The organism is Natrinema sp. LN54 (assembly GCF_052439245.1).
In the GTDB taxonomy this organism is placed as follows: domain Archaea; phylum Halobacteriota; class Halobacteria; order Halobacteriales; family Natrialbaceae; genus Natrinema; species Natrinema versiforme_A.
Window position 1 is genome coordinate 239,743 of the sequence record NZ_JBQVRP010000003.1, and the last position, 16,360, is coordinate 256,102.

Here is a 16,360-nt window from a genome sequence, read left to right on the forward strand (position 1 = left end):
GTCGATCGAGCGCGAAATGCAGACCTTCTAAGGGGTGGCCGTCGCTACTCGAGATATGGGACTACTCGACGGACTCCGCGCCATCCTCGGGTCGCGCGCCGAGACCGACGCCGGACGCGACGCCGACCCGGACGACCTCTTCGGGATGAGCACCGCCTACCTCACGATGGAGGCCGATCTCGGCTACGAGTCGCTCGACGTGGGCGCGCTCTGCTTTTCCGGCGTCGACTCGAGCGACTTCCGGGAGGCCGTCGACGAGGTCGAAGCGATCCTCGAGGCCGGTCGCGAGGAGACGGGCACGGAGTTTTCGGTCACCGCGGACGACCACGGTTACCACTGGGTCGTCCTCGCGGACGACGATCCGGAGGACCTGATCACGAGCATGCACTTCGCGGCGGACACGTTCATCGAGCACGGCTACGGCTCGCGGTTGTTGGCGGCCGTTTTCGCGTACGAAAAGCGCGGCGGCGCGTTGGGCAACCGAGGCGGCGGCGAGGCCGCCGGCGCGGGCGAGTCGGCGTACTGGATCTACTCCTTCCGTCGCGGGCGCTTCTACCCCTTCGTCCCGAAATCCGGCCGAGAGCGGGACTCGAGCGCCGAGTTCACCCTCGAGTCGGCGTTAGACGGCGAACTCGAGATCGAGCGCGAGAAGGACTACTGGTACCCGCTCTGGCCCAGCGAGGGCGGGACTCATCCGTGGGAGTGACGGCTCGCGATTCGAAGTGAGTATTCGGACCGGACACGACTATCGTAGCCACGGAAACTCACTACGCATCGGATCACCGGACGACCGTGCGATCAGTGTGGAAATCGGTTCAGTGGCTCCGATAGCGTCCCGTCTCTCGGTTTCGTGCGTCCGGTCGGCGGACTCCCAAATCGTGTAGGAGTCACTGGTATTGCGGTACCTCGCATACGGGGAAGTACGCGGCAGGAAGCCACATCAAAACCACATCATCACAACTGCGCCATACACCAGTTGCTCCCTTTTCCTGCCGCCCTCTCAATTCCGACCAGTCCCGGACTCGGGCAGATTCGCCGCTCCCAGTCTGGGAGCGGTGAGTCGCGCGTTCGTTCCGCTCGCTTGACAGCAGGCCGGAGAGCCTATACTCGCGGCGCCACATGTCCGACTAACTACTGAGGAGTTCGATGAGGGTCACTTCCAATCGGTTCGTCGGCCGGCTGATCACCGTGATCGGCGTCCTCCTCTCTCTTTTACATCTCGTCAACGTCATCCGATTCGAGACGACGCTCGCGCAGGTACTCATCGACGGCGCCCCGATTGCCCTCTCGATGGTCGTGACGGTCGTCGGCGCGTTGCTCGCTCGAGATCGGTTGGTCTCGAACCAGTTCGTCGGCCGGATGCTGGCGTGGGCGGGTGCCGGCGTGCTGGCGGTCTCGGCGTTGGGTGCGTGGCTGCTCGGGACGGTCGTCGTGATCGGATTCTCGCTGGTCAACCCGTTCGTCCCGATGCTCAACGTCGCGACGTTCGGTGCCCTCGTCGGCCTGCTGGTCGGCGTCTACGACGTGCGAGGGCTGGAACGACAGCAGTCCATCGAGCGATTGAACCGCATCAACGATACGATCCGAATCGCGACCCAAGAAGTGGTGAACAAGACCGACCGAGCCGACCTCGAGCAGGCCGTCTGTAACCGGTTGAGCGAGTCCGAACCCTACGAAGGCGTCTGGATCGGACGGTACGAGGACGGTATGGAGCGGGTTCGTCCCGTGGCGTGGGCCGGCTTGGACGACGAGTACGTCGAGTCGATTACCGTCACCGTCGACGACAGTCCGACCGGTGGTGGTGCCGGCGGTCGCGCCATCGAGACGGGAGAGATACAGTGCGTCCCGGACGTCTTCGCGGACCCGACGATGGAACCGTGGTGGGACCTGTTCGAGAGCCGCGGCGTACAGTCGCTGGCGGTCGTCCCGATCGTCCACGACGAGACCGTCTACGGCTTCTTCAGTATCTACGCGGACCGATGGAACGTGTTCGACGAATACGAACAGGAAGTGCTGACGGAACTCGGCGAGACGATCGGCCACGCCGTCGCATCGATCGAAGCCCGGCGACGGCTGGCGGACCACGAGCGCGAACTCGCCCGACAGAACGAGCGGTTGGACGCGTTCGCTGGCGTCGTCTCCCACGACCTCCGGAACCCGCTGAACGTCGCGACGGGACATCTCGACCTCGCGCGCGAACAGCGAGGCGGTGACGGGGACGGCGATCGAGTGGACGAGAATCTGTCCCGGGTCGCGGCGGCCTTAGACCGCATGGAAGACCTCATTCGGGATCTGTTGACACTCTCGAGACAGGGGAAGACTGTCGACGAATCCCGTCCCGTCTCGCTCCAAACCGCCGTCGACAGGGCGTGGTCGACGATCGAGTCCTCGGAAGCACGGCTTCACGTCGACGGCGACCTCGGTACGATATCCTGCGACCGGAAACGGCTTCGACAACTGCTCGAGAACCTGTTTCGAAACAGTATCGAACACGCGGGGCCGGGCGCGACCGTCACTGTCCGCCGAACGGACACGGGGTTCGTCGTCGAGGACGACGGGCCCGGAGTCCCGCCCGAGGAGCGACAGACGGTGTTCGAGATGGGGTATACGACGAACGACGACGGAACCGGGTTCGGCCTCAATATCGTCCGGAGCATCGCCGACGCCCACGGGTGGGACGTCTCGGTCGGCGAGAGCGCCGACGGCGGTGCCCGTTTCGAGTTCTCCGGCGTCGAGGCGGCCGACTCGGCGGCACACGCCGCCTGACGGCTTCGTCTCGAGTCTTCTGCCCGAGCAGCCACCCGTCCGACCGTCAGCACGGTCGCCGTTCCACATCCATTATGCCGGTTCGGTCGGTACTCCCGGCCAGTGACGGAGTGGAATCAGTACAAGGGCGATTCGCGAAACTCGGGGCTCGGGCGCGACATCGAGGGACCGGCTCGGATCGAGGCGGCGTGGACGGCCGACCTCGTCGGCCCGGTCGGCTCGCCGGTACTCGACCGCGACACCGTCTACGTCGGCACGGCGCGGGGCAACTGCTACGCACTCGAGCGGGGAACCGGTCGCCGTCGGTGGGTGTTCGAGACGCAGGCCGCGACCGACGCGGCACCGGTCGTCGACCGTGATCGGCTGTACTATGGGACGGCGGACGGCACTGTCCGCGCGCTCGATGTCAGTACCGGCGAGGCGGAGTGGCACGTAGAGCTACCGGGCGCGCTCGAGTCCCCGCTCGCGCTCTCCGAGGGGCGGCTCTACGCCGGCCACGCGGCCGGTCTCTCCGCGCTCGAGGCCGAGACCGGAACCGAACTGTGGACCCACGAGACCGAGTCGGCCGTCGTCGGCTCGCCCGCGATCGCCGACGGACGGGAGGGGGAGCAACGGCGATCGGCGCTGGAGGGAGAGCCGGGCGAGGAGTTGCTCGAGTCGATGGATTCGGATCTGCTCGCGGCGGAGCGCGGGGAGGAGCCCGATCGGCGGTGGGCGACGACGGCGGAGCGAGCCTTCGTCGGGACCGCGGACGGAACGGTGGTGTCGCTCGAGGCGGAGACCGGCGAGGAAGTCTGGACGGCACCGGTCGGCGGCACGGTCGCGGCCGGGCCGACGATCGCCGACGGCCGGGTCTACGTCGGCGACGACGAGGGGACGATGGTCGCGCTGGACGCCGCCACCGGCCAGACGTGGTTCACCTACGAGATCCGCGACGGCTTTACCACCTCCGCGACCGTGCTCCCGGCCGCGGAGACGACCGTTATCGGAGCCGCGGACGGCTATCTCCACGTCACCGATACGACCGTCGGCCGGCGCAAACTGCGCGGCTGGCTGTTCTCGCGCAAGGGAATCGAACTCGACGGAGCGGCCAGTTCCTGTCCCGTCGTCGCGGGTGACGTGCTCTGTGTCGGCGACGCGAGCGGGTCGCTCTACGGCATCGACGTCACCGATCCCGGCCCCTACTGGCACTTCGCCGCCGACGGCGCTATCAGGGGAACGCCCGCGGTCGCCCCGGAGCGGCTCTACGTTGGCAGCGACGACGAACGACTCTACTGTCTCGAGTGGGACGCCGACGAGCAACTCCACTGAGCCGCCGGCGATCCGCGGTCCGACGCGAGGTCGCCACACTCCGCCGTACTGAGTGAGCGGTACCAATTCGTGCCGCCGACACGCACCTTTCCTCCTAAATCCGTTGCTGCCGTCTCAGTTCACCCCACCGCTTTCCGGCACTTTCACTTTCACTTCCCTGTTAACGAGGGTTTATGGGGGGTCCGGCACAAGCAGGGAGTATGCCCGAATCAGATCTCGAGGAACTCCCCGGCGTCGGACCGGCGACCGCAGACAAACTCCACGATGCAGGCTTCGACTCCTATCAGAGCCTCGCCGTCGCCGCCCCGTCGGAACTGTCGAACACGGCCGACGTCGGCGAGTCTACGGCCGCCGATATCGTTCGCGCCGCCCGCGGTGCCGCCGACATCGGCGGCTTCGAAACCGGCTCGACCGTGCTCGAGCGACGGAACGAAATCGGCAAGCTGAGCTGGCACATCGGCGAGGTCGACGACCTGCTCGGCGGCGGCATCGAAACGCAGTCGATCACCGAAGTATACGGCGAGTTCGGTGCCGGGAAGTCCCAGGTCACCCACCAGATGGCCGTCAACGTCCAGCTCCCACAGGAGGTCGGCGGGCTCCACGGCAGCGCCATCTTCATGGACAGCGAGGACACCTTCCGACCCGAGCGGATCGACGACATGGTCCGCGGACTGCCCGACGACGCGATCAACGCGACGCTCGAGGACCGCGAAATCGAGGGGTCGGCCGACGACGAGGACGCGGTCGACGCGCTCGTCGAGGACGTCCTCGAGAAGATCCACGTCGCGAAGGCGTTCAACTCCAACCACCAGATGCTGCTCGCCGAGAAGGCGAAGGAACTCGCGGGCGAACACGAGGACTCGGAGTACCCCGTCCGCCTGCTCTGTGTCGACTCGCTGACCGCCCACTTCCGCGCGGAGTACGTCGGTCGTGGCGAACTCGCGGACCGACAGCAGAAACTCAACAAGCACCTCCACGACTTAGACAAGGTCGGCAACCTCTACAACGCCGCCGTCATCGTCACCAATCAGGTCGCCTCGAACCCCGACTCCTACTTCGGCGACCCGACCCAGCCGATCGGTGGCAACATCCTCGGCCACAAGTCCACCTTCCGAATCTACCTGCGCAAGTCCAAGGGCGACAAGCGGATCGTCCGACTGGTCGACGCGCCGAACCTCGCCGACGGCGAAGCCGTCATGCGCGTCCAGGACGAAGGTCTGAAGCCCGAATAAACCGCGACCCGTCGCGGCGGATTCCCGATTTCGTTTTTCTACTCGAGAGTATAACTCCCGCGAGCGGTAGCTATTGATCCGAGTACAGCTCTCCTGCGTCGACGCCGCTCGCGATGCTGGCGAGTTAAACGAATCCCCGTCGCATGGGTAGTTCTGTCAGTCCATACGTCGTTCGTTTCGGCCCCCCATTACGGTCGTTTTCCGCGCATCGACGCCTGTTCGTCCCGGTGCCGGCGGTGATGTCGATCCGTCAGTACCCGATCCGTCGATGACCGAGTTCCCCTTCGAGCACGATCGAGGCGGCCGTACCGCGTCGCTACACGCGGAATTCGACCCGCTCCGCGCCGCAGACATAAGTTTTAGGTTAGCCTAAAATCCGACACGCTTTTATTTGTTTAGGCTAGCCTAAAAACCGCATGTCGCAGAGACAATTACCATTGGACCGAACCAGTGATCGGCGGCCGGACGGCGGTGAGTCGCCGTGACCGACGACGGTTCGTCGGCCGAGGGGCTCCTCGCACAGCAGGCGCGGCGGGAGTCGAACGCGCGGACCTATCCGCGCTCGCTGCCGCTCGCGATCGACCGCGCCGAGGGGGCCATCCTCGAGGACGTCGACGGGAACGAGTACGTCGACTGTCTGGCGGGCGCGGGAACGCTCGCGCTCGGCCACAACCACCCCGCGGTCGTCGAGCGAATGGAGGACCTGCTCGAGCGCGATCGGGCCGTCCACACGCTCGATCTGACGACCCCGGTCAAGGAGCGGTTCGTCGACCGACTGCTCGAGAGTCTGCCCGACGAGTTCGCCGAGACCGCGAGGGTACAGTTCTGTAGCCCGGCCGGGACCGACGCCGTCGAGGCCGCGCTGAAACTCGTCAAGACGGCGACGGGGAACCGATCGATGCTGGCGTTTCAGGGCGGCTACCACGGGATGACGAACGGTGCGCTCAGCCTGATGGGCGATACGGCGGCGAAGGAGCCGGTTCCGGGGCTGATGCCGGACGTCCACCACCTGCCCTACCCCTACGAGTACCGCTGTCCGTTCGGGCTCGGCGGGGAGGACTGCTGGCGGACGAGCGCGGAATACGTCGACCGCACGCTGTCGAATCCCGACGGCGGGATCGTCGATCCCGCAGGGATGATCCTCGAGCCCGTGCAGGGCGAGGGCGGCGCGATTCCGGCACCCGCCGAGTGGCTCCGGGAGATGCGCCGGGTGACCCGCGAGCGGGACGTGCCGCTGATCGTCGACGAGATCCAGACCGGGCTCGGGCGCACTGGCGAACTGTACGGGTTCGAGCACGCCGATATCGTCCCGGACGTGGTGACGCTCTCGAAGGCGATCGGCGGCGGGCTCCCGCTGTCGGTCGTCGTCTACGACGAGTCGCTCGACGTCTGGGAACCCGGCGCACACGCCGGGACGTTCCGGGGCAACCAACTCGGGATGGCCGCCGGGACCGCGACGATCGAACACGTCCTCGAGCACGACCTCGCGGACCACGCGGCGGCGATGGGCGACCGGCTCCGGGCTCACCTCGAGGAGACGGCCGCGACGTTCGAGGCGGTCGGCGACGTTCGCGGGCGCGGATTGTTGCTCGGGATGGAAATCGTCGATCCCGCCGGGGACCCGGACTCGTTGGATCACTTCCCCGCGGACGGCGACCTCGCGTCGGCCGTCCAGTCGGAAGCGTTCGATCGCGGGCTCGTGATCGAGACGGGGGGTCGTCGCGGGAGCGTCGTTCGGTTCCTCCCGCCGCTGACGATCTCGGCGGCGCGGATCGACGAGGTCGGCGAAATCGTTCACGAGAGCGTTCGTGCAGCGGTCGAAGGCGAGCGACACCGGGCGGAGGCACCCGCATGACGGGCAACGAGTTTGCAGGCCGGGTCCGTTCGGACCCCGACGAGCCGACGCCGCCGGACGCCGCGAGCGCGTTCCTCGGCGACGAAGCGGGCAACGCCGCTTACGAGGACGCGATCGACCGGGCGCGCGAGCGTCTCGTCGAGTCGTTCGCGACCGTGACGGACCCCTACGAGGGGACCGACCACGAGACGCTGCGCGAGCAGATCGACGACCTCGCGGTGTTCCCCGACGAGGGCGACTCGCTCGAGAACGTCCTCGAGACGGTCGCCGACGAGGTGCTCGCGGACTCGGTTCGAGTCCACGACCCCGGCTGTGTCGCCCACCTCCACTGCCCGCCGGCGATCCCGGCGCTGGCCGCAGAGCTGTTGCTCTCGGGGACGAACCAGTCGATGGACTCGTTCGATCAGGCGCCCGCGGCGTCGGTCCTCGAGGAGCGCGTCGTCGACGCCTGCTGTGCGCTGTTCGGGTATCCCGCCGGCGCGGACGGCGTCTTTACGGGCGGGGGCACGGCGTCGAACTTCCTCGGACTCCTGCTGGCCCGGGACTGGTACTGCGAGACGGCGTTCGATCGGACCGTCCAGACCGCCGGGCTGCCGCCCGAGGCCTCGGACCTTCGCGTGCTCTGTTCGGACGCCGCCCACTTCACGGCCGAGCAGGCCGCCCACCACCTCGGGCTCGGCGAGGACGCGGTCGTCACGGTGCCGACCGACGGCGACCGTCGCATCGATCTCGCGGCGCTCGACGAGACGCTCGAACGACTCGAGGCCGCGGGCCGGCATCCCTTCGCGCTCATCGGCACCGCCGGCACGACCGACTTCGGCAGTATCGATCCGCTCCGCGCGCTCGCGGATCGGGCCGCCGATCGGGACCTGTGGTTCCACGTCGACGCCGCGTACGGCGGGGCGTGTGCGATCAGCGACCGCCTCCGGCCGAAGCTCGCGGGGATCGACCGCGCCGACTCGATCGCCGTCGACTTCCACAAGCTGTTCTATCAGCCGATCAGCTGCGGCGCGTTTCTGTTGCGCGACGGCGACGAGTATCGGTTCCTCGAGCGCAATGCGGCCTACCTCAACCCCGAGCGCGACGACGCAGCGGGGGTACCGAACCTCGTCTCGAAATCGACGCAGACGACGCGCCGGTTCGACGCGCTGAAGCCGTTCGTGACGTTCAACGCGCTGGGCCGGACCGGCGTGGCCGACTGCGTCGAGTACGTCTGCGAACTGGCCGACGCGGTCGCCGCCGACATCCGGGCCGAGCCGGCGCTGGAACTGTGCTGTGACCCCGAACTGAGCGCGGTGGTCTTCCGGTACCGTTCGGATCGACTGACTCGAGCGAGCGAGGGAGACGCGCGGGACGATACCGCCACCGCGGCCGCCGACGCCGACGACCCCGTCGACCGCGTGAACCGCGCGATCCGCGACGAACTGTTGGCCGACGGCGAGGTCGTCCTCGCCCGCACCGAAATCGACGGCACCGCCGCGCTGAAGTTCACCCTTCTGAATCCGAAGACGACCGTTTCCGACCTCCGCGAGGCCCTCGCGGCGATCACCGACCGCGGCGAGGCTCTCGAACGCGAGGTGATCGATTCCGCATGACACAACCACACTCACCAACACCGACGACCGCGACCGACGAGCGCGATGTCGACGCGGCGCGGGCCGCCCGCGAGGCGACGGTGCACAGCTTCCTGAACTGCTACTGCCACGAGACCGGTGGCGGCGAGTTCGTCGCCGCCGCGGACGCCCCGATCGACCGCCAGCCGGCGAGCGGGCTCGTCCTGCGGTGTCCGCTGCCGAATCAGGGGATCGAGTGCTTCGTTCCCGTGGCGTACCGCTCCCCGACCGGCCGCCACCTGTTCGAGCTGCCCGCGTCCTATCGGGCCGGAGGCGACGGTGAGACGATCGAACTCGACTACGCCACGCTCGCGGCGCTCGCGACGAAGGAACTCGAGATCGAACGCGGCGCGGACGGGAGCCGCGACGACCTCCTCGAGCGAGTCGTGCGGTCCTGCCGGCGTATCGAGCGGTACGTCGACGCCCGTGCGGGCGACGAAGATGTACTGTACGGCACCGACTTCACCTTCCGCGAGGCCGAGCAGTCGCTGGTCTTCGGCCACCTCCGGCACCCGACGCCGAAGAGCCGCCGGGGGATGGAGCGCGACGCCGAACGCTACGCACCGGAACTCGAGGGGTCGTTCCGACTGCACTACGTCCGCGCTGACCCCGAGATCGTCGAGAGCGAGTCCGCCCGCGAGGACTCCGCGGCCGAGTGGGTCCGCGAGGCGCTGCGAGAGGATCCAGCCGTCGCCGAGTCCGTTCTCGAGGGGTACCTCGCCGAGGACGACGTCCTCCTGCCGGTCCATCCGTGGCAGGCCGAGCGGCTGTTCGAGCGCTCCGCGGTACGGGAGCTGGTCGCCGCAGGAAAACTCGAGTCGCTGGGGGAACTGGGCCGGGAGTTCCACCCGACGACGTCCGTGCGAACGCTGTACGCGCCCGACTCGCCGTTCATGGTCAAGGGCTCGCTCGCCGTCGAGATCACCAACTCGCTGCGGACGAACAAGCGACCGGAACTCGAGCGCGGGGTCGCGATTTCGGACCTGCTGGCGACCGACCTCGGGGACGACCTGCGCGAGCGATACCCCGGGTTCGACGTGGTCCGGGACCCGGCCTACCTGACGATCGATCCGGACGCGCTGGGCCTCGAGGGCGACGAATCGGGCTTCGAGGTCGTCCTCCGGGAGAATCCCTTCCGCGGTGCGGACGCCCGGCGGGCGACGCCGGTCGTCGCGCTCTGTCAGGACGGGATCGGTGACAGCGACTCGCGGCTCGGCCGCGTCGTCCGCGCCATCGCCGACCGCGAGGGCCGCGACGCCGCCGCGGTGAGCGAGGAGTGGTTCCGGCGCTACCTCTCGATCTCGGTGCGGCCGCTACTGTGGCTCTACCTCGAGCGGGGGATCGGCCTCGAGGCCCACCAGCAAAACAGCGTGCTCACGCTGGACGAGGCGGGCTACCCCGACGAGTTCCGCTACCGGGACAATCAGGGCTACTACTTCCCCGAGAGCGCTTACGAGCGCCTCGAGTCCCTGCTGCCCGGCGTCGGCGAGCGGGCCGGCAGCGTCTGTCCCGACGCGGTCGCCGACGAGCGGATTCGCTACTACGTCGTCCTCAACAACGCGCTCGGGGTGATCAACGCCTTCGGAACCGCGGGACTGGTCGACGAACACCGGCTGCTCGCCGTCCTCCGGGCGGAACTCGAGTCGCTCCGGGAGTTCGACCGGCCCGGCACGTCGATTCTGGACCCGCTGCTCGAGTCCGAAACGGTGCCGTGCAAGGCGAACCTGCTGACCCGCTTCCGGGGGTTAGACGAACTCGACGCGCCGTCGCTCGACGAGCAGTCGGTCTACACCGGCGTACGGAACCCGCTCGTCGACGCGGACGCGCCGGAAGCGGCGGAGTCACACGGTTCGGCCGACGACGCCGGGTCGGAGGTGAGTCGATGACGGGGCGAGAGCCGTCCCGCGGCCCGCACGCCACGGTCGTCTCGGAGTACGACTTCGAGTACTACGACGAGACGATCGATCGCCACATCGGCTTTCGGCCGGTCTCGCTCGAGCGCGATCTCGGCCGGCTGCACGCGTGGCTCGGCTCCGACCACGTCAAGCCCTCGTGGGATCTCGACGAGCCGCTGCCCGAGTTCCGCGAGACGCTCCGCGGGAAGCTCGCGGACGACCACCAGACGCTGTACGTCGGCTGTCTGGATCACGTCCCGATGAGCTACTGGGAGCGCTACTGGGCCGCCGAGGACGATCTGGCGGCGTACTACGACGCCGAACCGACCGATCAGGGAGTTCACCTCCTGTTCGGTCCGCCGGAGTACGTCGGCGAGGGATACGGGGTGGCCCTCCTCCGCGCAATGGTGGCCTTCCAGTTCAGTCATCCCGAGACCGGTCGAGTCGTCGGCGAGCCCGACGCCCGCAACGACGCGGTCTTCGCGACCGCGAAGCGCTGTGGCTTCGAGTCCCGCGGGGAGTTCGCGTTCCCCGAGGAATCGAAGACGGCGAATCTGATCGTCTGTCCGCGCGAGCGGTTCGAACGCGAGATCTGGCCGCCGACCGCCGACGACGAACCGACGGACCGCGCCGAGGTGAGCGGCGATGACTGAGCGGGGCGAGTCCATCACCGTCGTCGACGGCGCTCGAGACGGCAGGGACGCCGTCGACCGAGGCGACTCCGATACCGTCATCGACCGCGGGCGCTACGACGTGCTCGGCGTCGGCCTCGGCCCGTTCAACCTCGGCCTCGCGGCGCTGCTCGACGGCGCGGAGCCGGCCCTCGACCTCGACGCGATCTTCTTAGAGCGCGACCCCGAGTTCGCGTGGCACGAGGGGATGCTGATCGAGGGCGTCACGCTCGAGGTGCCGTTCCTCGCGGATCTGGTGACGATGGCCGATCCCACGAACCCCTACAGCTTCCTCAACTACGTCCGCGAGCGCGATCGAATCTACGAGTTCTACTTCTACGAGACGTTCCAGCTCCCGCGCCGGGAGTACGACGAGTACCTGCGCTGGGTGGCCGAGACCGTGCCGACGACCCAGTTCGGACGGGAGGTGACGCATGTCGAGTACGCCGAGGCGGACGCGAGCGGCGGGCGTGGCGAGTCCGACGAGATGGGCAATGATGAAACGGATGACAACGACAACGGGATGTTCATCGTCGAGGCCGTCGCTCCCGAGACGGGCCAGCGCTACCGCTACCGCGCCGACGACCTCGTGATGGGCGTCGGCTCCCGGCCCGCAGTGCCCGAGTTCGCCCGCGAGTACGCCGACGCGCCGGGAGACGATCGGGTGTTCCACACCGCCGACTATCTCGAACGCCGCGCGGACGCCCTCGCGGCCGACTCGATCACCGTCGTCGGCTCCGGGCAGAGCGCCGCCGAGGTCGTCCTCGACCTGCTCGAGCGCCAGTCCACCGGCGGCTACCGGCTCGATTGGCTCACCCGTTCGGACGGTTTCTTCCCGATGGAGTACTCGAAACTCGGGCTCCAGCACTTCACGCCCGAGTACGCGGCGTACTTCTACGACCTGCCCCAGTCGCGGAAAGACGACCTGCTGGCCGACCAGGACCTGCTGTACAAGGGGATCGATCCCGAGACCAGCGAGCGGATCTACGACACCCTCTACGAGCGCTCGATCGGCGACCGCGACCCCGACTTCGGCATGCTCGCGACGACCGCGGTCCGCGACCTCGAGCGCATCGAGGGCAGCTACTGGCTCGAGTGCGAGCAACGACAGCAAGAACAGCAGTTCGCCCTCGAGACCGACGCCGTGATCTTCGGGACGGGCTACCAGCGGCCGACGCCGACGTTCCTCGAGCCGATCGCCGACCGGATCGCGTTCGACGACCGGGGCCGGTTCCGCGTGAGCGAGGACTACCGCCTCGAGGGGGACCTCGGCGGGGCGGACGACGGCGGCGGTCGCGTGTTCGTCCAGAACGCCGAGCTGCACACCCACGGCGTCGGCACGCCGGACCTCGGGCTGGGCTGTTACCGGAACGCGGTCATCATCGATCGGCTCGCCGGCCGCGAGGTGTACCCGATCGACCGCGACACCGTCTTCCAGCATTTCGACGTCGAACAGTTCGCCGACCACGCGCCGGTTCGCACGGACGGGGCGCGACCGCGATCGCTCGATACGGAGTAATTCATGCAGAACACACCACGCAACATCGATCAGGACGAGATCGAGTACGGACTCGACGGCATCGACACGCTAGACGACGTGCTGACCGCGGACCGCTGGGCCGACGCCGGGCGGGACCTGCTCGCCAAGATCCTTCGGGAGTTCACCTACGAGGACATCCTCGAGCCGGAACGGGTCGCGGACGACTCGAACGATCCGGATGCCGACTCGACGGACTGGAGCACCTACGAGGTCGACCTCGAGGGAACGCGCTACCGCTTCGAGGCCGTCGAGCGGTTCTGGGACAGCCTCAGCGTTCGCGTCGACTCGATCGAACGCGACGCGGGCGACGGGTTCGAGCCCGCCGACGACCCGCTGCAGTTCGTCGTCGACCTCGAGCCGACGATCGACATGGACTCGATCACGGCCAGCCACCTCGTCCGCGAGTACACGAACACGCTGCTCGCGGACGCGCACATCGATGACGACGGCGACGGCAACGGCGGCGCGGCCGGGAGGGACAAATCGGTCATCGACATGTCCTACGCCGAAATCGAGGGCGAGATGACCGGCCACCCGTGGCTCACGTTCAACAAGGGCCGGGTCGGTTGGGGGTACGACGACTACCGCGACTACGCGCCCGAGCGCGCCGAGCCGATCCGGCTCTCGTGGTGTGCCGTCTCGCGCGAGGTGGCGACCTTCGTGAGCGTCGAGGGGCTCGACCGCGAGGCATTGCTCGAGTCGGAACTCGGGAGCCGCTACGGGCGGTTCCGCGCGGAACTCGAGGACCGGAGACTCGACCCCGACGAGTATCTCTTCCTGCCGGTTCACGACTGGCAGTGGGAGAACGCCATCGTCCCGCTGTTCGGCAGACAGCTCGCGACGAACGACATCGTCCCGCTGGGCGAGGGGCCGGACGACTACCTGCCCATGCAGTCGGTCCGGACCTTCGTCAACGCCGACGAGCCGACGAAGCACAACGTCAAGCTCCCGATGCAGATCATCAACACGCTCGTCTGGCGCGGGCTCCCCGGCGAGCGGACCGAAGCCGCGCCGCTGGTCACGGAGTACGTCAAGGACGTGCGGGACTCGGACCCGTTCCTGCGCGACGAGTGCGAGGTCGTCCTCCCCGGCGAAATCGCGGGGGTGAACTTCGATCACCCGACGTTCGACGCGCTCGAGGCCCCGGCCTACCAGTACAACGAACTGCTGGGGTGTGTCTGGCGCGAGAGCGTCACGGACCTGATCGACGAGGGCGAGCGGGCGATGACCCTCTCCGCCCTGCTACACGTCGAGGACGGCGAACCCGTGATCTCGAAACTGGTCGAACGCTCCGACCTCGAGCTCTCCGAGTGGCTCGACGAACTGTTCGCCACGATGCTCCCGCCGCTGTTGCACTACCTCTACCGCTACGGAACCGCCTTCTCGCCCCACGGCGAGAACACGATCCTCGTCCTCGAGGACGACCGCCCGTCGCGGCTCGCCGTCAAGGACTTCGTCGACGACGTCAACGTGGCCGAGGCGCCCCTCGAGGAACTGCAGGACCTCCCCGAGGACCTCGCGGATGTTCTGCTGTCCGTGCCGCCGGAAGAACTGCGCCTGTTCGTCGTCTACGGCCTGTTCGTCGGCGTCTATCGATACCTCGCTGACCTGCTGGCCCGCCACCACGACTACGCGGAGGAGCGCTTCTGGGGGCAGGTTCGGGCCGCCGTCGAGGACTACCACGCGCGGTTCCCCGACCTCGAGGAGCGGTTCGAACTGTTCGACCTGCTCGAGCCGACGGTCCCGAAGCTGACGCTGAACCGCAACCGGATCGTCGACATCGGTTACGGCGACCGCCCCGAGCGCCCCCACGCGGTCGAGCACGGCACCGTTCCGAACCCGCTGTACGAGGTCGATCCTGAGCGGTAACGACACCAGCGACACGTTCCGAGATCGACGGCGACGATCGGGAAAAGAGAACGCGGCTCTCGATTTCGGTTTCCGTCGGAGACGAAGCGGCGTCAGTCGTCCTCGGTCGTCGTCTTCTCCACGTCGAGGTCGCCCTGATAGATCTCCGCGCCGTCCTGTGCCACCTTCTCGGCCAGAACGGCACACTTGACCCGCATCGGCGAGATATCGACGCCGAGCATGTCGATCACGTCGTCGCGGTCCATCTCGTGGAGTTCGTCGAGGGTCTTGCCGGCGAGCTTGCCCGAGAGCATGCTAGCGGAGGCTTGACTGATCGCACAGCCGTCGCCCTTGAACGCGACCCGTTCGATCGTCTCCTCGTCGTCGTCGAGGACGATGTCCATGCGAATCTCGTCGCCGCACATCGGGTTCTCGCCGATGTGAGTGAACGTTGGATCCTCGAGTTCCCCGTAGTTACGGGGGTTCTTGTAGTGGTCGAGGATCTGCTGTCGGTACATATCGGAGCCCAGTCCCATCGTTGGATACGGATAAGTGAGTGAGTTGTAAAAGGGTTCCGGGGGGCGACACGGCGATCATGTCCGTCTTCGACGGACTTGCGGCCGGTTCTCGGGTTGCATCAAAAATCGCTCCGGTCGGTGCTCCGCTACTGGTGTGTCGGTGCAGCGGGACCGCCGCGTTCGCGAACGGGGAGAAATCGGTGGCGCTACGCTGAACCGCGGTCGACGGGCGGGTTCAGGTAGCAGGCGTCGATGACGGCGAACGCACCGACGCCCGCCGCGACTGACAGCGCCTGCACCACCGACACGCCCAGCACGGTCGCGGCGACCAGCGCAACCGCGAACGCGAGCGGCACGACCCCTAACAGGAGATCGTACCGGCTCGCCGCGGTGAGAACGTCGGCCAGGGCCGCGAACGGATCGCGTCCGGGATGGTCGGTTCGGTTCTCGTACATGCGTTCTCACCTCGGCGGACGCCGGTAGGAGCGCGACGCTAAAAACTCTTTTCTAGTTTTTTGTTTCTTCCGAGGAGACGCGAGCCGAGATTCGACAGCCCGATCACGCAGCTGGGAACGAATGGCAGACAGAATCGGTTCGGCCGAGCGGCGTCCGAGCGAGTACGGAAGACGAGCCGAACAGGGGTACTACGCCGGCTTCTGAACGATCGCGAACCAGAAGTCCTCGATCGACTGCACGAACTCGACGAAGTCCTCGGGTTCGACCGGTTTCTGAATGTAGGTGTCCGCCTCGAGCCCGTGGGACTGAACGACCTTCTCGCCGGCATCGGAACTCGTGAGCACGACGACCGGAATCTCGTCGAGCACCGGCTCGTTTTTCAGCTCCGAGAGGACGTCGATCCCGCTCTTACCGGGGAGCTGTGGCTCGAGGAGGATGATATCCGGGCGCGGTTTGTCCGCGTGGTCGTTTCGCTGGTGGACGAAATCGAGCGCGGCCTCGCCGTCGGAGACGGTGTGGATGGTATTCAGGAGTTTCGCGTCCGTGAACTTCTCTTCGAAGAGTCGACTGTCGCCGGGATTTGGCTCGACCAGAAGGATGTCGATCGGCTCGTTCACCTGCTCGTCTTCCGTAGTCATCTGAACCAGTTATCGTA

General features: G+C 67.3%; 13 protein-coding genes. 10 read left to right on the forward strand and 3 right to left on the reverse strand.

Annotated features, from left to right (window positions below; genetic code table 11):
• Positions 1-55: 55 nt before the first annotated feature.
• The 10 genes from pspAB to ACT4ML_RS10540 all read left to right on the forward strand — a co-directional run bounded on the left by pspAB (position 56) and on the right by ACT4ML_RS10540 (position 14,752).
• Positions 56-706 (forward strand): PspA-associated protein PspAB, encoded by a 651-nt coding sequence (gene pspAB, locus ACT4ML_RS10495; protein WP_444720817.1) that lies wholly within the window; start codon positions 56-58, stop codon positions 704-706.
• A 440-nt stretch (positions 707-1,146) separates the two neighbouring features.
• Positions 1,147-2,766, forward strand: coding sequence for an ATP-binding protein (locus ACT4ML_RS10500; protein WP_444720818.1), 1,620 nt, complete (start codon positions 1,147-1,149; stop codon positions 2,764-2,766).
• Between the two features lie 102 nt (positions 2,767-2,868).
• Positions 2,869-4,077, forward strand: a complete 1,209-nt coding sequence (locus tag ACT4ML_RS10505; RefSeq protein ID WP_444720819.1) for an outer membrane protein assembly factor BamB family protein — start codon at positions 2,869-2,871, stop codon at positions 4,075-4,077.
• A 200-nt stretch (positions 4,078-4,277) separates the two neighbouring features.
• Positions 4,278-5,309, forward strand: coding sequence for a DNA repair and recombination protein RadA (gene radA, locus ACT4ML_RS10510; protein WP_444720820.1), 1,032 nt, complete (start codon positions 4,278-4,280; stop codon positions 5,307-5,309).
• Between the two features lie 481 nt (positions 5,310-5,790).
• Positions 5,791-7,164, forward strand: a complete 1,374-nt coding sequence (locus ACT4ML_RS10515) for a diaminobutyrate--2-oxoglutarate transaminase (protein WP_444720821.1) — start codon at positions 5,791-5,793, stop codon at positions 7,162-7,164.
• Positions 7,161-8,759: a pyridoxal phosphate-dependent decarboxylase family protein gene (locus ACT4ML_RS10520; protein ID WP_444720822.1), complete on the forward strand. Its 1,599-nt coding sequence runs from the start codon at positions 7,161-7,163 to the stop codon at positions 8,757-8,759. The genes ACT4ML_RS10515 and ACT4ML_RS10520 overlap by 4 nt, the downstream gene beginning before the upstream one ends.
• Positions 8,756-10,663: an IucA/IucC family protein gene (locus ACT4ML_RS10525; protein WP_444720823.1), complete on the forward strand. Its 1,908-nt coding sequence runs from the start codon at positions 8,756-8,758 to the stop codon at positions 10,661-10,663. Before ACT4ML_RS10520 ends, ACT4ML_RS10525 begins: the two co-directional genes overlap by 4 nt.
• Positions 10,660-11,325 carry a GNAT family N-acetyltransferase gene (locus tag ACT4ML_RS10530; protein WP_444720824.1) on the forward strand — a complete coding sequence of 222 codons (666 nt, stop codon included), beginning with the start codon at positions 10,660-10,662 and terminating at the stop codon, positions 11,323-11,325. Before ACT4ML_RS10525 ends, ACT4ML_RS10530 begins: the two co-directional genes overlap by 4 nt.
• Positions 11,318-12,862, forward strand: a complete 1,545-nt coding sequence (locus ACT4ML_RS10535) for a lysine N(6)-hydroxylase/L-ornithine N(5)-oxygenase family protein (protein WP_444720825.1) — start codon at positions 11,318-11,320, stop codon at positions 12,860-12,862. Before ACT4ML_RS10530 ends, ACT4ML_RS10535 begins: the two co-directional genes overlap by 8 nt.
• A gap of 3 nt (positions 12,863-12,865) precedes the next feature.
• Positions 12,866-14,752 (forward strand): IucA/IucC family protein, encoded by a 1,887-nt coding sequence (locus tag ACT4ML_RS10540; protein ID WP_444720826.1) that lies wholly within the window; start codon positions 12,866-12,868, stop codon positions 14,750-14,752.
• Between the two features lie 92 nt (positions 14,753-14,844).
• Here the strand turns inward: ACT4ML_RS10540 and sufU are convergent, their stop codons facing one another.
• The 3 genes from sufU to ACT4ML_RS10555 form a co-directional block, all read right to left on the reverse strand.
• On the reverse strand, positions 14,845-15,267 hold the full coding sequence (gene sufU, locus ACT4ML_RS10545) for a Fe-S cluster assembly sulfur transfer protein SufU (RefSeq protein ID WP_444720827.1): 423 nt from the start codon (positions 15,265-15,267) through the stop codon (positions 14,845-14,847).
• A gap of 188 nt (positions 15,268-15,455) precedes the next feature.
• Complete coding sequence (locus tag ACT4ML_RS10550) at positions 15,456-15,704, reverse strand: hypothetical protein (protein ID WP_444720828.1); 249 nt, start codon at positions 15,702-15,704, stop codon at positions 15,456-15,458.
• A gap of 189 nt (positions 15,705-15,893) precedes the next feature.
• Entirely contained in the window at positions 15,894-16,343 is a 450-nt protein-coding gene (locus tag ACT4ML_RS10555; RefSeq protein WP_444720829.1) for a response regulator, read from the reverse strand.
• Positions 16,344-16,360 lie beyond the last annotated feature (17 nt).